The sequence below is a fragment of the Streptomyces sp. CB02980 genome, assembly GCF_014451325.2.
In the GTDB taxonomy this organism is placed as follows: Bacteria; Actinomycetota; Actinomycetes; order Streptomycetales; family Streptomycetaceae; genus Streptomyces.
This window is the reverse complement of record NZ_JACSCH020000010.1, coordinates 53,892-76,479: the sequence shown is the minus strand read 5'-3', so window position 1 is coordinate 76,479 and position 22,588 is coordinate 53,892. Positions and strand designations below refer to the sequence as shown.

Sequence of the window (22,588 nt, the reverse complement as noted above, 5' to 3'; positions counted from 1 at the left end):
ACACGCTTTCATATACCCCCACCGGTATCCCACGGGTATCCCTGACACCTCCCTTCCTCCCTCCTCCCTTCCTCCGGAGTCGCTCATGAGCGCCACGCCCTCACCCGCCCCGCCCTCCCTCACCCCCCTCGTCCTGCACCGGCTCGTCCAGGAAGGGCGCGCCCCGCGCCTCCTCGACGTCCGCACGCCCGGCGAGTTCCGTACCGTCCACATCCCCGGCTCGTACAACGTCCCCCTGGACACCCTGCGTGAGCACCGCGGCGAGCTCCTCTCCCACCTCGACGAGGACGTCGTCCTGGTCTGCCGGTCGGGGGCCCGGGCCGCGCAGGCCGAGCAGGCGCTCGCCGGGGCGGGGCTGCCGAACCTCCGCGTCCTCGACGGCGGCGTGAACGCCTGGGAGGCAGCCGGCGCGCCCGTGAACCGCGGTCCCGAGCGCTGGGACATGGAGCGCCAGGTGCGCCTCGTCGCGGGCTCCGTCGTCCTGACCACCGGTCTCGTCGGCGTCCTGGTGCCGGGAGTCCATCTGATCGGAACGGCGATCGGCGCGGGACTGGCCTACGCGGCCCTCAGCAACTCCTGCATGATGGGCGTCCTGCTCTCCAAGCTGCCGTACAACCGCGGCCCCCGGCCCGACATCCGCTCGGTGATCGCGGAGCTGCGGAGCACGCCGTGACCGTGCTCGTCGTCGCCGCCTCCCTGCTCATCGGCGTCAGCCTGGGCGTGCTCGGGGGCGGCGGCTCGATCCTGACGGTGCCGATCCTGGTCTACCTGGCGGGCCAGGGCACCAAGGAGGCGATCGCCACCTCGCTGTTCGTGGTCGGCGTCACCAGCCTGGCCGCCCTGGTCCCGCACGCGCGGGCGCGGCGGGTCCGATGGCGGACCGGCCTGCTCTTCGGCGCGTTCAGCATGGCCGGGGCGTACGGGGGCGGGCGGCTCGCGGAGTACGTGCCCGGCACGGTCCTGCTCGTCGGCTTCGCGCTGATGATGCCGGCCACGGCGGTGGCGATGCTCCGCGGGCCGCGCCACGGGCGCGAGCCGGATCGGCCCGCGTCCGATCGACCCGGGCGGGCCCGGCCCGAGAAGGGCGGTCCTGCGCTCGTGGGCATCGCCGCCAAGGGCCTGGCCGTGGGTGCCGTGACGGGTCTTGTCGGCTCCGGCGGCGGCTTTCTCGTCGTCCCGGCCCTGGCGATCCTCGGCGGACTGCCGATGGGCCTCGCGGTCGGGACCTCGCTCCTCGTCATCGCGATGAACTCGTTCGCCGGACTCGCAGGTCACCTCACGGGCGTGACGATCGACTGGGGTCTCGCCCTGACGGTCACCGCGGCCGCCGTGATCGGCAGCACGGTCGGCGCGCGACTGGCGGGCCGCATCCCGCAGGACGCCCTGCGGGCGGCCTTCGGCTGGTTCGTCGTCTTCATGGCGGTCCTCGTCCTGGCGCAGCAGCTCCCCCCTGCCGCCTGGACGCACCCCGCCACCTGGGCGGTACTCGGCGCCGGATTCGGAAGCGGCACGACGGCCGTGATCGCCTCCCGCGTACGGCGTACCCTGCGGCACCCCTGACGGGGCGCGCGGGGCCGCTGCGGCGCGACGCGTCGCGTGCCGTCGCCGTACGTACTACTGCGGCTTGGTCGCGATCTGGATCAGGTTGCCGCAGGTGTCGTCGAAGACGGCAGTGGTGACGGGGCCCATCTCCAGGGGTTCCTGGGTGAACCGGACTCCGAGGGCGGTCAGGCGCCCGAACTCCGCCCGCACGTCGTCCACGGCGAACTGGGCGAGCGGGATGCCGTCCTGGGCGAGCGCGTCGCGGTACGGCTTGACGGCCGGGTGGCCGGCGGGCTCCAGGAGGAGTTCGGTGCCGTCGAGCTCGTCGGGCGAGACGACGGTCAGCCATCGGTCCGTCTCGCCCAGCGGGACGTCGTGCTTCTTCACGAAGCCGAGGATCTCGGTGTAGAAGCGCTCGGCCTTGGCCTGGTCGTCGACGAAGAGGCTGGTCAGGTGGATCTTCATGGGGTGTTCTCCTCCGGTCCGGACGGGTGGGGTGCGAGCCACCGGTCGGCGATCTGCCGCAGCGGGGCCGTGTTCAGGTCGTGGAACTTGTAGCGCCCCTCCCGTCTGGTCTCGACGAGCCCGGCGGCCTCCAGCACGGCAAGATGCTGGGAGACGCCCTGGCGCGAGATGCCGAGCTGGTGCTTCATGCTCAGCCGGGCGCAGATCTCGAACAGTGTCTGTCCGGACTTCTGCGTCAGCTCGTCGAGGATGGTGCGGCGGGTGGGGTCGGCCAATGCTTTGAAGAGGTCGTCGGCCACCACCTCAGGATAGGCAAGCATTCACTTGCCTATCAAGTCGGGACGGAGCCCTCGGAGGCCGAGGCCCCCCGAGGGCTCCACCCGCACCCGCGTCAGCCCAGACGGATGTGGTCCACCGCCCAGTACCAGTTGTTTCCGGCGTCGTACATCCGGAAGCGGAGGGTCACCGCGCGGGCCCCCGCCGGAACCGTGAGGTCCCTGCCGACCGCCGTGTTCTCGGCGTCGGGCGAGCCGGGGCCGTACTGCAGCACGATCTGTTCCTCACCGGAGTCGAAGACCGCGCGGACCTCGGCCTTCTGGTTGCCCTCCTGCCGGTAGTGGGAGTCGAAGTCCACCCGGAGGGTCGTACGGCCGGCCGGGATCGGGACCGCGGGTGAGACCAGGGTCGAGTCGAAGCGGCCCCTGCTCGCGGGTGCGCCGGTGTCGTCCCAGTCGTCCGGGTCGGCGACCGCGACGATGCCGAGGCCCCGGGTGAAGTTCGGCCGGTTCTGGGCGCCGGCCGACCAGGCGCGGCGGGTGTGGAAGGTCCAGCCCTGGAACATCGGCGTGCCCTGCGGCATCGCGGCCGCGTTGACGACCGACCAGCCGTCCGGTGCCGTCGCCGTCCAGCCGAGCACCTGGCCGCGCCTGACCAGCTTCCCGGCGAGCGACTGGAAGTCCTCCGCGAGCAGATGGCCGCTCATGGACGGGGCGATCCGTGCCTGGATCTCGCCTTCGGCGAGGCGCAGGCCGTCCGCCGCGCGGCCGCGGGCGACCGCGAGCAGCCGGGCGGAGCCGTACGCGGGGGCGTCGGCGGGCGCGGTGACGTCCCAGCTCGCGGCGGCCGAGGAACCGGCGGGCAGGGTCCGCGGCGGGGTGTCCGCGACCGGCTTCGCCGTCCACCCGGAGGGCACCGTGAAGGCGAGGGCCACGTCGTGGAGCTCGACGGGGCCGCGGTTGGTCACGGTGGCGGTGAACCGGGCCGTGGTCCCGCCCGCGACGACCGGCTCGTCACCGGCGGCCGTGGTGACCTCGACGGTGAGGGCGTCGGGGAGGCCCATGGCCGGGTCCGTGACGCCACGGGTCCGGCCCCGGTCGCGGCCGTGGTGGCGGTCCTGGTGCCGGTCGGCGAAACGGCCGGCGAAACGGCGGAGGAACCGCGGGTCGTCGGCGGCGCTCACGGCGATGTCGTACCAGCGCTCGGCCGGCACCCGCAGTTTCACGGTGCGCTCGTCGCGCGCGCCGACCCGGACCTCACGGACCCCGCCGCCGTACGCGAGATCGCCGACGAGCACGGTGCGGGAGCGCCGGCCGCGGTTCTCGATCTCGATCTCCACGTACGCGCGGTCGCCGTCGGACCCCTCCTTCAGGCGGGCCTCCAGCGCGTCGTCGGTGTCGCCGCGCAGCACCCACAGGGAGCCGTTGGGGCCGTGGACCCGCAGGTCGTAGGCGTCGCCCTGGAGCGCTCGGGTGCCGGAGAGGCGCTCGCCCGCGCCGACGGTGTAGAAGTCGGGGGTGCTGCCGGGCTCCGCGTACACCTGGAAGACGGCGGCCTGGCGGCCCTTGTTGCGGAGGTCGAGTTCGACCTTGCCGTCGCGGACCCTGGAGCGCAGCGACAGGGCGTACGGCACGGGGCGGGCGGGCCGGATGCCGCGCTGCTGGCGCGGGAGGAACTGCGGGGAGGGGACGGCGATGGACGGCTTCCCGGAGGCGGCATTGCCCTTGGCCACGTTGCCGCTGGTTTCGGGCAGTTCGGGCCGGACGATGTCCTCGCCGGAGAAGTCGAATACGGACGTCAGGTCGCCGGAGACGGAGCGGCGCCAGGGGCTGATGTTGGGCTCGCGCACGCCGAAGCGGCGCTCCAGGAAGCGGATGACGGAGGTGTGGTCGAGGACGGTGGAGTCGACGACGCCACCGCGGGTCCACGGGGAGACGACGAGCATCGGCACCCGGAGACCGAGGCCCATGGCGTGCGGTCCTGAGACCAGGGTCTCCCCGGCGGGCAGGGTGTCCGACCAGCTGAGGCCGCCGTCGGCGGCGCGGACCCGGTAGCGGCCGTCCTGGGAGACGACCCGCATCGCGACGGCCCCGTCGGCCTGCTTCACCCGGACGACGACCTCGCCGTCCACGGACATGGTGGCCTTGCCGCGGTCGGCGGAGAGCGGCGGCACGGGCGGCATGCAGTGGTCGAAGAAGCCGCCGTGCTCGTCGTAGTTGAGGATGAAGACGGTCTTGGCCCACACCTCGGGGTGGTCCGCGAGCGCCTCGATCAGGCGGGCGGTGAGGTCCTCGCCGAACGGCGGGGGCCAGCTGGCGTGCTCGGAGAGGGCCTCCGGAGCGACGATCCAGGACACCTTCGGCAGGCGGTCGGCGGCCACGTCGGCGCGGAACGCCTCGACGAGCGCGTCACCCATCTTGTGGCCGTCGCCCTGGTCGGCGGCGGCGCCGGCCATCGCCATGCCCCGGTCGTGGAGCGGCTCGCCGGGCTTGGCCTGCTGGAACGGCCGGAACCAGGCGAGGGCGTTGTCGTCGTAGTTGTCCCGGGCCTGGTACGTCTTCCAGCTGACGCCGGCGTTCTGGAGCCGCTCGGCGTAGGTGGTCCAGGTGTAACCGCCCGGTATGTAGCTGTTGTTGTAGACGACGGTGTCGTTGACGGTGCCACCGCTGGTGCCGGTCATGAAGTGGTCGCGGTTGGTGTTGGTGTTGCACTGGACCGACGCGTGGTACTGGTCGCAGACCGTGAAGGTGCCGGCGAGCGCGTTGTAGAACGGCATGTCGGCGGGCTCGTAGAAGCCGTGGCCGAGCCAGCCGCTGCTGCGGCCGGTGACGTAGCCGTCGGCCCGCCCGTCGTTCCAGAGCGGGAAGGAGTCGACGAAGCCGAAGGCGGGGGCGCCGTTCCGGTAGGCGTTGGTGTGGGCCGCGTTCATCGCGAAGGGAACGAGGTGGCCCTCGGGGCGGGAGGGATCGGGCTGGTGGAAGACCGACCTGCCGTTGACGCCGCGGACGGCGGTACGGTCTCCGAAGCCGCGGACGCCGGGCAGGGTCCCGAAGTAGTGGTCGAAGGAACGATTCTCCTGCATCAGGACGACGACATGCTCGATGTCTTCCAGCCGGCCGGGGCGGGCGGGCGCGGCGAGGGCCTCGCGCACGCTGAGCGGCAGCGAGGCGAGCACGGCGGCGCCGGCGGCACCGCCGAGCAGCGCGCGGCGGGAGACATCGGGGGAGGGAGGCATGACGGGGGACTCCTCGGGGCTTTCGCATCGGGACCTCTTTGGTCCAGACCCGTTATGTCTAGGAGGTGATGGAGTCCCGGGCTGGGGCTGCCGGTGAACGCGAGACGAACACCGCCGCCGAATCGTGGCACTCCACCCGTATCCGGACACAGGGTCCGTTCACCGGTGCGCACGGGCCGAGCGGCCTCCGCCACAACCGCGTTGTCAGTGCCTCGCGATAGCTTCGATCTTGTTCGAGCGGTTGCGCGAGAGGGGCGAATTCGTGGGTGTCGAACATGCGTTGAAGGTCGTTCTGGTCGATGTCAACGACGAGGTGGTGGCGGCCTGGCGGTCCGCTTTCGCGGACACGCCCGAGGTGGAGATCCGGCGCGGATCCCTGCTCGATGTGGATGTCGACGCGTGGGTGTCCCCCACCAACGCGCGGGGCCGGATGGACGGTGGCGTCGACGCCGTCGTCAAGCGGCACCTCGGCGCGGGTATCCAGGTGAGGGTGCAGCGGGCGATCCGCGACCGGTTCGGCGGGAGCCTGCCGGTGGGCAGCGCCGTGTGCGTCCCGTCCGGGGCGGCCGTACCGCGGTATCTGATCTCGACGCCGACCATGCGTCAGTCCTCGCAGAACGTCAGCGAGACGATGAACGTGGCGCTGGCGTGCGCGGCGGCGTTCCAGGCGGTGCACCTGCAGAACCGGGTGAAGCCCGGCAGCATCAGGTCGGTGGCACTCGTGGGGATGGGCGCGCAGACGGGCCGGGTGCCGGCGGGGGTGTGCGCCAATCTGATGTGGACGGGCTACGCGCTGTTCCACGACCACGGATTCGCGGACTACGACGAGTTGCGGGCCGCGGTGCTCGGGCAGCTCGACGACATCGAGGGAGCGGGGTCCGCGCGGCGGGTCCGGATCAACGTCCCGCAGCGACCTTCCTTTCGTCACTGACGCGAAGGTTCCGCAGACCGGCACCGCGCAGGGCGGGGCTGCCGGCGACGACCTCACCGCATCCGTACAGCACGCCGGTGGGCCCCAGGGGGCGGCCGGTCCGAGTTCTGGGAGTTCTGCCCTCGTGAATGATGTCGACGTGACGGCCACCGGCGGCGCGGGTTCCCCCGCCGGGGACCCCCTGGGTCTCGCCGATCTGTTCACCGGCGGCGGTGAGCCGTGGCTTCCGCTGCTGGCTCCGGTGATCGAGGCGCAGCCGGGTGCCGCCGACTTCATCGGTCCGAAGCGCAGTCCGGAGGTGGTTCCGGTGCGCGAGTTGACGTTTCAGGCGTTGAAGCCTCATCCGCCGCACAAGTGGAAGGTGGTCGCCTTCGGGCAGAACCCGTATCCGCGGGCCGAGAGCGCGACCGGCATCGCGATGTTCGACAACACCTTCAACGACTGGAAGGACAGCCAGTTCGGCCGCGTGGTCAGCATCCGCTGCATCATCAAGGCGGCCGCGATGTGGAAGTACGGCATCGTCAAGAAGACGCCGATCGCCGACGTCCGCGCGCTGTTGAAGAAGGAGGACACCGTCGCGCCGCCCGAGTGGTTCCAGGCGATGCTCACGCAGGGTGTGCTGCTGCTCAACGCCTCTCTCACGGCGAGTGCGGACGGCGCGGTCCCGACGGATCGTCACACCTCCTTCTGGCGCCCGGTGGCCGAGCAGATCGTCGAGGAGATCCTCCGGGCGAAGCAGGAGGCCGCGGAGGAGGACCGGGGCGTGGTGTTCGCCTGGTGGGGCGCGCACGCCCGGAGCCTGAAGAGGGTCGTCCAGCGGCTGGAGAAGAAGTACCCGGGGGTCGAGGTCCGGCACCTCGACCACGCGAACCCGGCCGCCCAGGGCGACATCTTCTGCGACGGGGACCACTTCGCCCAGGTGAACGACGCCCTGGCCGCGGTGGGCGCCGACCCGGTCGACTGGCTGCCGAGCAAGGGCTGGGACCGGAAGGCGGCGGGCGCGGGCGGTGCGGAGGGCGGTGACGTCGCGGAGCGGATGGGGGCGTTCATCGCTTCGACGATGGAGCTCCACCAGCTCTATCTGGAACGCCTCACGAGCGTCAAGGACGAGGGACTCGTCCTCCCGGCCGTCACCGGGGTGTTCGACACGCCGCTGATGGACTTCCGCAAGGCCGTCGAGCCGGTGTCGCGGGTCCTCGCCCGGCTGGACCGGCACATCGAGAGGTCGAGCGCGTTCGGCGAGTCGAAGGTCGCCGAGGCGGCACTCGGGGAGTCCGCGCCCGGGGGGTCCGCCTTCGGGGAGGGGCTGTCCGCCGACGCGATCTCGGCGCTGCACCTCTACACCTGCGAGTCGGCGTTCTACCGCGAGATCAACGCCGTCCTGCGGTCCCCGGACCGGGAGCGGCTGGTCCCCTACCTGCCGTATCTGCGGCTGCTGTTCTCCGCGGTGGAGTCGCTGCCCGCGCAGACCCGGCCCTTGTGGCGCGGTGTGGCACTGGATCTGCGGTCGCAGTATCCGCTGGGACAGACCGTGACGTGGTGGGGCGTCTCGTCCTGCACGTCCGAGCTGGGCGTGGCGAAGGCGTTCCTCGGGAGCCGCGGCCGGCGGACCCTGTTCGAGGTCACCCCGGCGCGGGCGGTGGCGATCCGGCGGTTCTCCGCGTTCACGGGCGAGGAGGAGTACATCCTCGCGCCGGGCACCCAGCTCAAGGTGACGGAGGTGAAGGCAGAACGCGGCGGGCTCTGCACCGTGCGACTGACCGAGCTGGCGGGTCAGGGTCTGGTGTCCTAGCTCCGGCAGCGCCTCGGCCGACGCGTCGGCCGAGGCGCTGTCACGTCCGACGAGGCTTGTCGCGTCCGACAAGGCCTCAGCACGACTCCCGCCGTCAACACTTGACACCAGCCCCCGACAAAACCCAACTCGGGTTCCTGTTGGGGGCGTTGTGCGTTCAAGGCCTGAATGCGCGAACTCTTGACGCGCCTGGTTCAGACCTTTACTTTTGCCGCTCAGAAAGTGGAATGGCGTTCATGTCCTTGAACTGCCTGGTCGACCCGGTAGATCCGCGGTGGGCGCCGCCGCCAGGCCCCGTCCACCGACGACCCCTCCCCCACCCGAGAGGACCCCCCACATGCACCGGACCCGTCTGCCACTCACCGTGGCCGCGCTCGCCCTCGCCGCCGGCGGTCTCACCGTCGCCACCGACGCCCCCGCCGAGGCCGCCGCCGGCCGGATCACCGGCATCGGCGGCAAGTGCGTCGACGTCGCGGGGGCCAACCCCGCGAACGGCACCCCCGTCCAGCTGTACGACTGCAACGACACCTCCGCCCAGACCTGGGACGTGGGCGCCGACGGCACCCTCAAGGCCCTCGGCAAGTGCCTGGACGTGACCTCGGGCGGCACGGCCAACGGAGCGACGGTCCAGCTCTGGGACTGCAACGGCTCCGCAGCGCAGCGCTGGACCGTCACCGCCGCCCGCGACATCGTCAACCCGCAGGCCGACAAGTGTCTTGACGCCACGGGCAACAGCTCGGCCAACGGCACCCGGCTGCAGATCTGGACGTGTTCCGGCGCCGCCAACCAGAAGTGGACGGCGCCCCCGGCCGGTGGCACCGGACCGGCCCCCGGCGGGAACATGGCGGTCGCGCCGTACCTCTACAACGGCTGGGGCAGCCCGCCGAGCCCGACCACCGTCATGAACGCCACCGGCGTCAAGTGGTTCACGCTCGCCTTCGTCCTCAGCAACGGCTACTGCAACCCGCAGTGGGACGGGGGCCGCCCCCTCGTCGGCGGCGTGGACCAGCAGACGGTCAACACGGTCCGGGCCGCCGGCGGCGACGTCATACCCTCCTTCGGCGGCTGGAGCGGCAACAAGCTGGAGAGCTCATGCTCCAGCGCGGGCGAACTCGCCGCCGCGTACCAGAAGGTCATCAACGCGTACGGCCTCAAGGCCATCGACATCGACATCGAGGCCGCCGCCTACGACAGCCCCACCGTCCAGCAGCGCACGGTCGACGCCCTCAGGACGGTCAAGGCGAACAACCCCGGCATGAAGGTGTACGTCACCTTCGGGACCGGCCAGAACGGCCCCGACACCAGCCTCGTCAACCGGGCCGCCGCGGCCGGCCTCACGGTCGACAGCTGGACCATCATGCCGTTCAACTTCGGCGGCAACGGACAGAACATGGGCACCCTGACCGTCCGCGCGGCCGAGGGCCTCAAGACCGCGGTGAAGAACGCGTACGGCTACAGCGACGACCAGGCCTACCGCCACACCGGCATCTCCTCCATGAACGGGGTCACGGACGTGGGCGAGACCATCACCCAGGCCGACTTCCGCACGATCCTCGCGTACGCGCAGCAGCGGCACCTGGCCCGGCTGACCTTCTGGTCCGTCAACCGCGACCGGCCCTGCACCGGCGGCGGCGCCGACACCTGCTCCGGGATCGGCCAGCAGGCCTGGGAGTTCACCCGGATCCTCGCGGCCTACAACGGCTGACCCACGACCCACGACCCACGACCCACGGCTCATGGCTCATGGCTCACGGCTCACGGCCCACGAGCCTGCGGGCCCGGGCCTGCAAGCCACGGACCCACGGCCCCCTCCGTGCCTCTCTTCCCGTCCCCACCAAGGAGACCCATGTCCGCCCCCACCACCCCGCGGAGCGCCGCACCCCGGCGCCCCGCCCGTGCCCGCCCACGACCCCAGCGCCTCGCGGCGGTCCTGGCCACCGGCACGGTGCTCTGCTCGGCCCTCGTCGCCCTCTCCCCCGGATCCGCCGCCTCCGCCGTCTCCCCCTCCAGGGCCGGAGACGCGGCCGCGGCCGCGATTCCCACCGGAACCGTCACCGTCGTGAACGCCGGCAGCGGCAAGTGCCTCGACGCCCGCGCCGCCGTGACCGCCAACGGCACCGCCGTCCAGCAGTACGCGTGCAACGGCACCACCGCCCAGCAGTGGACCGTCGCGCCGACCTCGGACGGTCACGTCCGGATCGGCGCCCGCAACGACTCCGCCCAGGTCGTCGACGTCAGCGACGTCTCCACCGCCGACAACACCGCCGTCCACCTGTGGACGTACGGCGGAGGCCTCAACCAGCAGTGGCGGGCCGTAGACGAGGGAGGCGGCGCCTTCCACCTCGTCAACCGCAACAGCGGGAAGTGCCTCGACGTCCCCGCCGCCTCCACCGCCGACAGCGTCCAGCTCGTCCAGTACACCTGCAACGGCACGGCCGCCCAACGCTTCCAGGTCACGCCGGTCGGCACCGCGCCCGGGGACGTCGACCTCGGGCCGAACGTCGTCGTCCTCGACCCGTCGATGCCCTCGGCGACCGTCCAGGGCCGGCTGAACACGATCTTCCAGCGCCAGGAGACCAACCAGTTCGGGCCGGAGCGGTACGCCGTCCTGTTCAAGCCGGGCACGTACAACAACGATGTCAACGTCGGCTTCTACACCCAGGTCCTCGGGCTCGGGCAGTCTCCCGACTCCGTGACGATCAACGGCGCCGTGCACGTGGAGGCCGACTGGTTCCCGCCGCAGAACGCGACCCAGAACTTCTGGCGCGGCGCCGAGAACCTCTCCGTCACCCCGACCGGCGGCACCGACCGCTGGGCCGTGTCCCAGGCCTCGGCGTACCGCCGGATGCACGTCCGCGGCAACCTGGAACTGAGCGACGGCGGCTGGTCCAGCGGCGGTTTCATGGCCGACACCAAGATCGACGGACAGGTCCGCTCCGGCACCCAGCAGCAGTGGCTGACCCGCAACTCCCAGCTCGGCTCCTGGACGGGGTCGAACTGGAACATGGTCTTCGTCGGCAGCCAGGGCGTCCCCGGCACGAGCTTCCCCAACCCGCCCCACACGACCGTGGACCGCTCCCCCGTCGTCCGTGAGAAGCCGTTCCTCACCGTGGACGCCACCGGCGCCTACAAGGTCGTCGTGCCCGCCCCGCGCACCGACTCCACGGGCACCACATGGGCGGCCGGCGGCACCCCGGCCGCGACCCAACTGCCCATCGACCGCTTCCACATCGTGAAGCCGGGCGCGACCGCGGCCCAGATCAACGCCGCCCTCGCCGCGGGCAAGGACCTCCTGGTCACCCCCGGCGTGTACCACCTCGACGAGACCCTCCGGGTCACCCGCCCCGACACCGTGGTCCTCGGCCTCGGCCTCGCCACCTTCGTCCCCGACAACGGCATCACCGCGATGACCGTCGCCGACGTCGACGGGGTCAAGATCGCCGGTGTCCTCTTCGACGCCGGTACGGTCAACTCTCCGACCCTGCTGGAGATCGGTCCCGCCGGATCGTCCGCCTCCCACGCGGCCGACCCGACCTCGCTCCACGACGTGTACTTCCGCGTCGGCGGCGCGGCCGTCGGCAAGGCCACCACCAGCCTGGTCGTGAACAGCGACCACGTCATCGGCGACCACCTGTGGGTCTGGCGCGCGGACCACGGCACGGGCGTCGGCTGGAACACCAACACCGCCGACACCGGCCTCGTCGTCAACGGCGACGACGTCACCATGTACGGCCTGTTCGTCGAGCACTACCAGAAGCACCAGACCGTCTGGAACGGCAACCGCGGCCGGACGTACTTCTACCAGAACGAGATGCCGTACGACCCGCCCAGCCAGGCCGCCTGGATGAACGGCACGACCCAGGGCTACGCCGCCTACAAGGTCGCCGACTCGGTCACCAGCCACCAGGCCTACGGGCTCGGCAGCTACTGCTACTTCAACGTCAATCCGGGTGTCACGGCCGAGCACGCCATCGAGGCACCCAACCGTCCCGACGTGCGCTTCCGGAGCATGGTGACCGTCTCCCTCGGCGGGACCGGCACGATCCGGCACGTCGTCAACGACCGCGGCGGCCCGTCCAACTCCTCCACCAACGTCGCGAACCTGGTGAGCTACCCATGAGACGACACCTGATACGGCTCCTCGGGCTGATGGCGCTCGTCCTCGGCCTCGGTGCCGTCGGACCCGCCCAGGCCGCCCCGGCCGCACCCGACTTCCGGGTGATCGCGTTCTACAACGGCACCTGGGACTCGGCCCACATCGACTTCGTGAAGGAGGCCAACGACTGGTTCCCCCGGACGGCGGCCGCCCAGAACTTCTCCTACACGGCGACCACCGACTGGAACCTGCTCGCCAACGGCGGTGTCGACGCGTACGACGTCGTCCTCTTCCTCGACGACGCCCCGCAGAGCGCCGCCCAACGCGCCGGATTCGAGCGGTACATGCGCAACGGCGGCGGCTGGCTCGGCTTCCACGTCTCGGCGTTCACGACGAACGCCTCCGGCTGGAACTGGTACTACAACCAGTTCCTGGGCAGCGGGAACTTCCGCTCCAACACCTGGGGTCCGACCACCGCCCTCGTCCGCACGGAGAACGGCTCCCACCCGGCCGCGGCCGGCCTGCCCACGACCTGGACCTCCGCCGTCAGCGAGTGGTACAGCTGGTCGAACAACCTGCGGTCCAACCCGTCGATCAAAGTGCTCGCCTCGGTCGACCCGGCCGGCTTCCCGCTGGGCACCGACCCGAACCAGTCCTGGTACAGCGGGGACTACCCGCTCGTGTGGACCAACACGCAGTACCGCATGCTGTACGCGAACTTCGGGCACAACGCCATGAACTACAGCACCAACACCCGGCTGTCCTCGACCTTCGCCGACCCCACCCAGAACCGTCTCCTCCTCGACGGCCTCCGGTGGCTGGCGGGCGCCGGCGCCACCCCGCCCGGCCCGTTCCCCGGGGACTCCTGGTACACCCTCGCCGCCGAGGCGAACGGCCTGTGCGTCGACGTCAGGGCGGCGGGCACGGCCAACGGCACGCCCGTCCAGCAGTACACCTGCAACGGCACCCAGGCCCAGCAGTTCCGCTTCACCCCGACGACCGACGGCCACACCCGGATCGGCGTCCGTACCGCTCCCCAGCAGTCCGTCGACGTCACGGACCGGTCGACGGCCGACGGGGCGCCCCTGCAGCTGTGGGCCTACGGGGGCGGCACGAACCAGCAGTGGCTGCCGGTGGCCGAGCCCTCCGGCCGGTACCACCTCGTCGCCCGCCACAGCGGCAAGTGCCTCGCCACGACCGGCACGAGCGCGGTCGGCGTCGCCCTCGTCCAACGGCCCTGCGACGGCTCCCCGTCGCAGAGCTTCCGCCCCACCGCGATGCCCTGACGGTCCCGCAGGACGCCACGCCCCCGGCCCCCGGGCACGACCCCGTGCCCGGGGGTCGTGACGTGGGCCGTGGCACCGGGACCCTCCGATGCCGCCGCCCCCCGGGCGGCGGTATCCGCATGCGCACCCGGCGCCCCCGACCGATCATCCCTACATGGCAGGTACTCCCCCACTCCCCGGGCCGGCCGGTGCCGCCGGCGCACCGGCGCCCCGTCAGAAGAGCACGCCCGCCGCCCTGCCGGCCGCGGTGTCGCTAGTCTTCGTCGACCGGACCTCCCGAAGCACGCCCCGCCTTTCCGCTCGACCCGCAGCAGGGAGCCAGATGGGCCGTCGCCTGATCCTTCGATGCCGTGCCGTCCTCGCCGCCACGGCGCTCGCCGCCGTGACGGCGGTGAGCGCGCCCGGGGTGCCGCCGCTGTCGACGGCCACCGCCTCTGCGGCCACCCCCGCCCCCGGCCCGCGGCCCGCCTCCGCCGGGGCCGTCGCGCCGGCCGTCGGCACCCGGTCGGCCGCGGACACCGCGCCCGCCCTCTTCGACCCCGCGCCCGCCCGGGCGAGCCTGGAGCGCCTGCTGCCCTCCCGGGCGGCGCAGTTCACCCTGCTCCCGGTCGAGGAGCCCGCCTCGGGGGACTATTTCGAGGTCTCGGGCGAGGCAGGGGCGATCGTGGTCCGGGGCACCTCGCCCGCCACGCTCCTCACCGGTGTCGGCTGGTACCTGGAGCGGGTCGCGGGGGTGGACCTGGGATGGCCCGGCTCCAGCGTCGGCCGGCTGCCCGGCACGCTCCCCGCGGTCGCCACCGCCATCACCCGGTCGGCCTCCGTGCCCCACCGCTACGCCCTCAACGACACCGACGAGGGGTACTCCGGCGCCTACCGCGACTTCGCGTCCTACCAGCACGACATCGACCTGATGGCGCTGCACGGCGTGAACGAGGTCTTCGTCCCGACCGGGGCCGAATACCCGTACTACCGGGCGCTCCAGGAGTTCGGCTACAGCGCGGCGGAGCTGCGCGACTGGATTCCCGCCCCGGCCCATCAGGGCTGGTGGCTGCTGCAGAACCTGTCGGGGTTCGCCGGGCCGGTATCCGAACAGCTCGTCGAGGCGCGGGCGACGCTGGGCGGGCGGATCGCGCAGCACCTCCGCTCGCTCGGGATGACGCCCGTGCTGCCGGGCTTCTTCGGCACCGTGCCGGCGGACTTCGCCACCCGGAACGACGGCGCGGTCACCGTTCCGCAGGGCAAGTGGGTGGGCTTCGACCGGCCCGACTGGCTGGATCCGAACGGGCCCGTCTTCGCCCGGCTCGCCGCCGCCTACTACCGCTTCCAGCAGGAGCGGTTCGGTGACAGCGACATGTTCAAGATGGACCTGCTGCACGAGGGCGGGGTCGCGGGCGCGGTCGACGTCGCGGCGGCCGCCGGGGCCGTCCAGCGGGCCCTGGACACCGCGCGCCCCGGCGCCACCTGGGTCATGCTCGGCTGGCAGAACAACCCCACCGACGCCCTCCTGAGCGGCGTCGACCGCCGCCGGGTCCTGATCGTCGACGGCCTCTCCGACCGGTACGACGGGCTCGACCGCGAGGTCCGGTGGGGCGGCACGCCGTACGCCTTCGGCACGATCCCGAACTTCGGCGGCCACACCAGCATCGGCGCCAACACCGGCGCGTGGGTGGACCGCTTCCACGCCTGGCTGGGCAAGCAGGACAGCGCGCTGCGCGGCATCGCGTACCTGCCCGAGGCCACCGGCGGGAGCCCCGCAGCGTTCGACCTCTTCACCGAACTCGCCTGGCAGGCGACTCCGATCGACCAGAAGAGCTGGTTCGCCGACTACGCCGCCCGACGCTACGGCGGTACGGATCCCCATGCGGCGGCCGCGTGGGAGCAGCTGCGCCTCGGCCCGTACAGCATGCGGTCCGGGACCTGGAGCGAGCCGCAGGACAGCCTCTTCGGCGCACGGCCGGGTCTGACGGCGGCCACCGCCGCGAAATGGAGCCCGAAGACCATGCGGTACGACGCCGCGACGGTCGAGCGGGCGCTCGCGGAACTGCTCCAGGTGGCGCCCCGGCTGCGGACCACGGACGCGTACCGCTTCGACCTCGTGGACGTGGCACGTCAGGCGCTCACGAACCGCAGCCGGGTCCTGCTGCCGCGTATCAAGGCGGCGTACGAGGCCGAGGACCTGACGGGCTTCCGGGCGCTGGTACGGGAGTGGCAGGCGCACCAGGAGCTGCTGGGGCGGCTCGTCGGCTCCGACCAGCGGTTCCTGATCGGCCCCTGGCTGGCCGACGCGCGCTCCTGGGGCGCCGACCCGGAGGAACAGGACCAGTTGGAGTACGACGCCCGCTCGATCCTCACCACCTGGGCCGACAGGGGACCGAGCGAGACGGGTGGTCTGCACGACTACGCCAACCGTGAGTGGTCCGGCCTCGTCCAGGACGTCTACGCGCCGCGCTGGGCCGCCTACTTCGCGAGTCTCGACCGTGCGCTGGTGACCGACACCGCGCCGGTCGCCGTCGCCTGGTTCACTCGGGACGACACCTGGGCGCGCGGCCACCAGCGCTACCCGACGACGCCCACGGGGGACCCCTTCGCCCTGGCGGGCGAGGTGCGGGCGGCCCTGGCGGCATGAACGAGAGCCCATGCATGAGGGAGAAGCCGTGACGGACGACGTCTGGCCGATGGTGCACGCCGAGCGGGCGGCGCTGATCGGCGACCTGACGCACCTCGAGGACGAGCAGTGGCGGGAGCCGTCGCTCTGCGACGGCTGGACCGTGCACGACGTGCTCGCCCATCTGGTCGACAACGCCCGCGCGACACGCCTCGGTTTCCTCACGGGCATGGTGCTCGCGCGGTTCGACTTCGACCGCCAGAACACGCGCGGTGTGGAACGCGAGCGCGGGACCACTCCGCAGGAGACCCTGGAGCGGTTCCGTCGGGTGGCGCCGAGGACTTCGGCGCCACCCGCGCCCCTGGACAGCCGGCTCGTCGAGGAGATCGTCCACGGGGAGGACATCCGTCGGCCCCTGGGCCTCGCCCGCTCCTACCCGCCGCGGGCCGTCGTCCGGGCCCTCCGGCTCCAGGCGCGCACCCCGGTGTCGTTCGGCGGAGCGAAGGAACTCCTGTCCCGCGTCCGGATCACGGCGACGGACACCGACCTGACGATCGGAACCGGGCCGGAGGCGGAGGGCCCCGCACTGTCCCTGCTCCTTGCGGTGACGGGCCGCAAGGCGGTGCTGGCCGATCTTCGCGGTCCGGGGGTGGCCACGCTGTCGGCGGGCGGCTGAGCCGGTGGGCGACAACCCGTCATCGTTCACCTTGAAGTCACCGGGAATCCACCTCCAATACCGCTCCCAACCAGCCATGCGCAAGGTGTCGACCGGAGAATCCTGGCCGACGCACTAGACTGGCGGGCTGTTTGGCGTCGGATCGGAACAACCCGGGCAGACCCGGGCTCCGCCGACGACCCGGACGTTGCCGGGAACGAGACACGAGGTCCGATGGCAGCCACACCAGAGCACGGTGACACCACTCTGCTCCACGACGGCGACACGTGGGAGGAGGAGTCCGGGAAGTCCGCCCGGTTCTCCGCCGGGCCCGCCGCCCCGGTGCGCACCCTCGTCGACGTCTTCGAGGCCTCGGTACGGGCCCACCCCGACGAGCTCGCCCTGGACGACGGCAGCACCCGGCTGACCTACCGGGCGCTGGCCGGGGAGGTCGAGCGCCGGAGGCGCGCGCTCGCGGCCGCCGGTGTGGGGCTCGGCGACCGGGTGAGCGTCCGGGTGCCGTCCGGGACGAACGAGCTGTACGTGGCCATCCTCGCCGTGCTCGCGGCGGGAGCCGCCTATGTGCCGGTCGACGCCGAGGACCCGGACGAGCGGGCCGAGCTGGTCTTCGGCGAGGCCGGTGTGCGGGCCGTGGTCGGCGCGGAGCAGCGGATCGACGTCACCGGGCGGGAGGACGACCGTGCCGCCGCCGCGCGCCCCGGGCCCGGACACGACGCGTGGATCATCTTCACCTCGGGCTCCACGGGCAAGCCCAAGGGTGTCGCCGTCAGCCACCGCAGCGCCGCCGCGTTCGTGGACGCCGAGGCCGCGCTGTTCCTCGTCGACGAGCCGATCGCACCCGGCGACCGGGTCATGGCGGGCCTCTCCGTCGCCTTCGACGCCTCCTGCGAGGAGATGTGGCTGGCCTGGCGCTACGGCGCCTGCCTGGTGCCCGTCCCCCGGTCGCAGGTGCGCAGCGGCGCCGACCTCGGCCCGTGGCTGGTGGAGCAGGAGATCACCGTGGTCTCCACCGTGCCGACCCTCGCCGCGCTCTGGGATCCGGAGACCCTCGACGAGGTCCGGCTGCTGATCTTCGGCGGCGAGGCCTGCCCGCCCGAGCTGACCCAGCGCCTGGTCACCGAGGGCCGCGAGGTGTGGAACACGTACGGCCCCACCGAGGCGACCGTCGTCGCCTGTGCCTCCCTGCTGACCGGTGAGGAGCCGATCAGGATCGGTCTCCCGCTGAACGGCTGGGAGCTGGCCGTGGTCGACGAGTCCGGCGAGCCGGTGCCGATGGGCGGCAGCGGCCAGCTGGTGATCGGCGGCGTCGGTCTCGCCCGCTACCTCGACCCCGAGAAGGACGCGGAGAAGTACGCCCCGCTGGAATCCCTCGGCTGGGAGCGCGCGTACCGCAGCGGCGACCTCGTCCGTGCCGAGCCGGAGGGTCTGGTCTTCCTCGGCCGCGGCGACGAGCAGATCAAGCTCGGCGGCCGCCGTATCGAGCTGGGCGAGGTGGACTCCGCCCTCCAGGGCCTGCCCGGTGTCGCCGGCGCGGCCGCCGCCGTGCGTACCGCGCGCAGCGGCAACCAGCTGCTCGTCGGCTATCTCGTGACGCAGGAGGGCTGGGACCACGCGGCGGCGGTCGAGCGGCTGCGCGCCGAGCTCCCCGCGGCCCTCGTGCCGCTCCTCGCGCCCGTCGCCGAACTGCCCACCCGTACGTCGGGCAAGGTGGACCGGGACGCGCTGCCGTGGCCTCTGCCCGACCTGGAGACCACCGGCCCCTCCGAGCAGCTGTACGGCACGGAGGCCTGGCTCGCCGAGCAGTGGAGCGAGACCCTCGGCGTGGCCGTCACCGGCGCCGCCGACGACTTCTTCGCGATCGGCGGCAACAGCCTCGCCGCCGCCCAGCTCACCACCCGGCTGCGCACCCGCTATCCGAGCGCGGCCGTCGTCGACATCTACCAGCAGCCCACCCTGCGCAAGCTGGCCCGGCGCCTGGAGAAGTCCGTCCAGGACGACGGGGCCGTACGGACGATTCCGCCGGTTCCGTTCCGGGCCGGGCTCCTCCAGACCGTCCTGCTGCTCCCGCTGTTCACCGTGATCGGGCTCCGCTGGACGGTGGCGCTGCTCGCCGTGGGCAACGTCCTGCACTGGTTCGGGGCCTATCCGTGGGCACCGACCGCCTCGTGGTGGGTGGTGGCCGCCGGCGCGGCGCTGCTCTTCAGTCCGCCCGGCCGGCTGGCGATCGCCGCGGGCGGCGCACGGCTGCTGCTGCGCGGGGTGAAGGCCGGACGCCACCCGCGCGGCGGCAGCGTCCACCTGCGGCTGTGGACGGCCGAGCGGCTCGCCGAGTTCGTCGGCGCGACCTCGCTCACCGGATCCTGGCTCGAACGGTACGCGCGGGCGCTCGGCGCCAAGGTGGGCCCCGACGTGGACCTGCACTCGCTGCCGCCGGTCACGGGCATGCTCAAGCTCGGCCGCGGCTGCGCCGTGGAGTCCGAGGTGGACCTCTCCGGCTACTGGCTGGACGGCGACCGGCTGGAGATCGGCCCGGTGAAGGTCGGCGCGGGCGCCGTGGTCGGCACCCGCAGCCTGCTGTTCCCCGGGGCGCGGGTCGGCAAGCGGGCCGAGGTGGCCCCCGGCTCCGCCGTGGCGGGACAGGTCCCGACCGGGCAGCGCTGGGCGGGTGCGCCCGCGGGCAAGCTCGGCAAGGCCAAGCGGAACTGGCCCAAGGAGCGGCCGGCGCGGCCGCTCCACTGGCGGGCCGTCTACGGGGCGACCGGTTTCTTCCTCACGGTTCTGCCGGTGCTCGCCGCCCTGCCCGCGCTGCTCGTCGTGAGCCGCTTCGTGCCCGCCGACGCCGGGCTCGCCGAGGCGCTGCGGGGAGCGCTGCTCGCCGTGGTGCCCGGGGCGCTCGCCTACGGGTTCGCGTACGCCTCGCTCGTGCTCGTCTCGGTGCGGCTGCTCAGCCTCGGGCTGCGCACCGGCAGCCATCCGACGCACAGCCGGGTCGCCTGGCAGGCGTGGACCGTCACGCAGCTGATGGACCTGGCGCGGGAGACGCTGTTCCCGCTGTACGCCGGGCTGATCACCCCGGTCTGGCTGCGGCTGCTCGGGATGAAGATCGGCCGCGGCGCCGAGGTGTCCACGGTCCTCGCGCTGCCGAGCCTCACCACGGTCGGCGAGGGCGCGTTCCTCGCCGACGACACCCTGACCGCCCCGTACGAGCTGGGCGGCGGCTGGGTGCGGATCGGTCACTCCGAGATCGGCCGCCGGGCGTTCCTCGGCAACTCCGGCATGACCGCGCCGGGGCGCACGGTGCCGGACGACGGGCTGGTCGGCGTGCTGTCGGCGACGCCGAAGAAGGCCAAGAAGGGCAGCTCGTACCTGGGCCTGCCCCCGGTCAAGCTGCCGCGGTCCACGGCGGACTCCGACCGGAGCCGGACGTACGACCCGCCCGCGCGGCTGCTGTGGGCGCGCGGTCTGGTGGAGCTCTTCCGGCTGCTCCCGGTGTTCTCCTCGGCCGCCCTCGCGGTCCTGACCGTGGCGGCCCTCTGCGCCCTCGCCACGGCGGCCGGTACGGGGGTCTGGGGCACGGCGCTGCTGTCCGGGGCGGTCCTGCTCGCCGCCGGTGCGGCCGCGTGCCTGGTCTCGGTGGCCGCGAAGTGGCTGCTCGTGGGCCGGCACCGGGCGGGCGAGCACCCGCTCTGGTCGGGTTTCGTGTGGCGCAACGAGCTGGCCGACACGTTCGTCGAGGTCCTCGCCGTGCCGTGGCTGGTCGGATCGGTGCCCGGTACGCCGCTGCTCAACCTGTGGCTGCGCGGGCTCGGGGCCCGGGTCGGCCGGGGCGTGTGGTGCGAGAGCTACTGGCTGCCGGAGACGGACCTGGTCGTCCTCGGTGACGCGGTCAGCGTGAACCGTGGCTGTGTCTTGCAGACTCACCTCTTCCACGACCGGATCTTGAGGACGGATACTGTGGTCCTCCGCGAGGGCGCCACCCTGGGCCCGGGCGGAATCGTCCTGCCCGGCAGTTCGGTCGGGGCCCGCAGCACGCTGGGTCCCGCCTCTCTCGTGATGGCCGGGGAATCCGTCCCCGCCGACACCCGCTGGCTGGGCAATCCGATCGAGGCGTGGCGGGCCTGAACGGGCAGCACGAGCACAGCACAGGGCAGGGAGCGGGAGCAGCAGTGAGCGGCGAGCGGACAACGGCATCGGACCCGTACTTCCCTGACCACGGCGACTCCCGTTACCGCGTGCATCGGTACGAACTCGCTCTGGAGTACCGTCCCGGTCCCAACCGGCTGGCCGGGACGGCGCGGCTCAGCGCCATCGCCGGCCGGGCGCCGCTCACCGAGTTCCATCTGAACCTCTCCGAGTTCAAGGTCGGCCGGATCCTGGTGAACGGCCGTGCGCCGCACTACGCCCACCGCGGCGGCAAGCTCCGGGTCCGGCCGGCCAAGCCGCTGTCCGCGGGCGCCGCGTTCACGGTGGAGGTGCACTACGCGGGCAACCCCAAGCCGGTGCGCAGCCCGTGGGGCGGGCTCGGCTGGGAGGAGCTGACCGACGGCGCGCTGGTCGCGAGCCAGCCCGTCGGAGCCCCCTCCTGGTACCCGTGCAACGACCGGCCCGCCGACAAGGCCTCGTACCAGATCTCGGTCAACACGCCCTCCGCGTACACCGTGGTCGCGGGTGGCCGGCTGCTCACCCGTACGACCAAGGCCAGTACGACGACCTGGGTGTACGAGCAGGCAGCGCCGACGTCCAGCTATCTGGTCGGGCTCTCCATCGGCATGCACCAGACGGTGCTGCTCGGGGATCCCGGGCTCGGCGGGGTGCCGCAGAGCGCCCATGTGCCGGCGCATCTGCTGCCGCGCTTCTCACGTGACTTCGCCCGGCAGCCCGCCATGATGCAGCTGTTCGAGGAGCTCTTCGGGCCGTATCCGTTCGGCGAGTACGCGGTGGTCGTCGCCGACGAGGAGCTCGACGTGCCGGTGGAGGCCCAGGGACTCTCCCTCTTCGGCACCAACCACGTCGACGGCGCGCGCGGTTCGGAGCGCCTCGTCGCGCACGAGCTCGCGCACCAGTGGTTCGGCAACAGCGTGACCATCGGCGACTGGCGGCACATCTGGCTGAACGAGGGCCTGGCCAAGTACGCCGAGTGGCTCTGGTCGGAGCGCTCCGGCGGCCGCACGGCGCAGGAGCTCGCGGCGACCGCGTACCGGCTGCTCGCCACGCAGCCGCAGGACCTGAAGCTCGCCGACCCCGGGCGCAAGCTGATGTTCGACGACCGCCTGTACGAGCGCGGGGGCCTCACCGTGCACGCGATCCGCTGCGCCCTGGGCGACGGCGCCTTCTTCCGCATGCTGCGCGACTGGGCCACCGTGCACCGCCACGGCGTGGTGACCACGGCGACCTTCACGGCCCATGTGTCCCGCTACGCGACGGAGCCGCTGGACGGCCTGCTCAGGGCCTGGCTGCAGCAGCCGTCCCTGCCGCCCCTCCCGTCCCCGCACGGCTCCCCGGCCATACCGGAGCGGCCCGCGTACCCGCCCACGAACGGCGGATCCGGGGGCCTGGGCAGAGCCTCGGCGTAGCGCATCGGCGACAGCACCGCTTGGGCGGCCGCCGCACCGGGTGCTCCAGTCGAGCACCCGGTGCGCCCGGGGCGGACCTGCGGGGACGGCCTGCGAGGCGGGCCTGTGGCG

Annotated in this window: 14 protein-coding genes; 11 read left to right on the top strand and 3 right to left on the bottom strand. The window is 72.5% G+C overall.

The annotated features are described in order from the left end of the window. Positions 1-85 precede the first annotated feature (85 nt). Both E0F75_RS21555 and E0F75_RS21550 read left to right on the top strand, forming a co-directional pair. Complete coding sequence (locus tag E0F75_RS21555) at positions 86-673, top strand: rhodanese-like domain-containing protein (RefSeq protein WP_187624193.1); 588 nt, start codon at positions 86-88, stop codon at positions 671-673. Next, entirely contained in the window at positions 670-1,560 is an 891-nt protein-coding gene (locus E0F75_RS21550; RefSeq protein ID WP_187624192.1) for a sulfite exporter TauE/SafE family protein, read from the top strand. The genes E0F75_RS21555 and E0F75_RS21550 overlap by 4 nt, the downstream gene beginning before the upstream one ends. 54 nt (positions 1,561-1,614) lie before the next feature. Here E0F75_RS21550 and E0F75_RS21545 read toward each other — a convergent pair whose 3' ends face one another. The 3 genes from E0F75_RS21545 to E0F75_RS21535 form a co-directional block, all read right to left on the bottom strand. After that, a complete protein-coding gene (locus E0F75_RS21545) occupies positions 1,615-2,007 on the bottom strand; it encodes a VOC family protein (RefSeq protein ID WP_187624191.1) in 393 nt (130 codons plus the stop codon). Beyond that, positions 2,004-2,306 carry a helix-turn-helix transcriptional regulator gene (locus E0F75_RS21540; RefSeq protein WP_187624190.1) on the bottom strand — a complete coding sequence of 101 codons (303 nt, stop codon included), beginning with the start codon at positions 2,304-2,306 and terminating at the stop codon, positions 2,004-2,006. The genes E0F75_RS21545 and E0F75_RS21540 overlap by 4 nt, the downstream gene beginning before the upstream one ends. 92 nt (positions 2,307-2,398) lie before the next feature. After that, positions 2,399-5,518, bottom strand: coding sequence for a phosphocholine-specific phospholipase C (locus E0F75_RS21535; RefSeq protein ID WP_187624189.1), 3,120 nt, complete (start codon positions 5,516-5,518; stop codon positions 2,399-2,401). Between the two features lie 229 nt (positions 5,519-5,747). Between E0F75_RS21535 and E0F75_RS21530 the strand changes: the two genes are divergently transcribed. From E0F75_RS21530 to E0F75_RS21490, 9 genes are all read left to right on the top strand, one after another. After that, positions 5,748-6,449 carry a macro domain-containing protein gene (locus E0F75_RS21530; protein ID WP_229312771.1) on the top strand — a complete coding sequence of 234 codons (702 nt, stop codon included), beginning with the start codon at positions 5,748-5,750 and terminating at the stop codon, positions 6,447-6,449. Between the two features lie 124 nt (positions 6,450-6,573). Next, positions 6,574-8,241 (top strand): ADP-ribosyltransferase domain-containing protein, encoded by a 1,668-nt coding sequence (locus E0F75_RS21525; protein ID WP_187624188.1) that lies wholly within the window; start codon positions 6,574-6,576, stop codon positions 8,239-8,241. A 337-nt stretch (positions 8,242-8,578) separates the two neighbouring features. Beyond that, on the top strand, positions 8,579-9,946 hold the full coding sequence (locus E0F75_RS21520) for a chitinase (RefSeq protein WP_187624187.1): 1,368 nt from the start codon (positions 8,579-8,581) through the stop codon (positions 9,944-9,946). A gap of 141 nt (positions 9,947-10,087) precedes the next feature. Next, positions 10,088-12,361, top strand: a complete 2,274-nt coding sequence (locus tag E0F75_RS21515; protein ID WP_229312770.1) for an RICIN domain-containing protein — start codon at positions 10,088-10,090, stop codon at positions 12,359-12,361. Next, positions 12,358-13,623, top strand: a complete 1,266-nt coding sequence (locus E0F75_RS21510) for a ThuA domain-containing protein (RefSeq protein WP_187624186.1) — start codon at positions 12,358-12,360, stop codon at positions 13,621-13,623. The genes E0F75_RS21515 and E0F75_RS21510 overlap by 4 nt, the downstream gene beginning before the upstream one ends. Before the next feature lie 322 nt (positions 13,624-13,945). Continuing rightward, on the top strand, positions 13,946-16,249 hold the full coding sequence (locus tag E0F75_RS21505; RefSeq protein WP_229312769.1) for an alpha-N-acetylglucosaminidase: 2,304 nt from the start codon (positions 13,946-13,948) through the stop codon (positions 16,247-16,249). 49 nt (positions 16,250-16,298) lie between these two features. Further along, positions 16,299-16,904 carry a maleylpyruvate isomerase family mycothiol-dependent enzyme gene (locus E0F75_RS21500; RefSeq protein WP_229312795.1) on the top strand — a complete coding sequence of 202 codons (606 nt, stop codon included), beginning with the start codon at positions 16,299-16,301 and terminating at the stop codon, positions 16,902-16,904. Between the two features lie 213 nt (positions 16,905-17,117). After that, positions 17,118-21,026: a Pls/PosA family non-ribosomal peptide synthetase gene (locus E0F75_RS21495; protein ID WP_187624183.1), complete on the top strand. Its 3,909-nt coding sequence runs from the start codon at positions 17,118-17,120 to the stop codon at positions 21,024-21,026. Positions 21,027-21,070: 44 nt separating this feature from the next. Further along, the gene (locus E0F75_RS21490; RefSeq protein ID WP_187624182.1) at positions 21,071-22,477 is read left to right on the top strand and encodes a M1 family metallopeptidase; all 1,407 of its coding nucleotides are present in this window, start codon (positions 21,071-21,073) and stop codon (positions 22,475-22,477) included. Positions 22,478-22,588 lie beyond the last annotated feature (111 nt).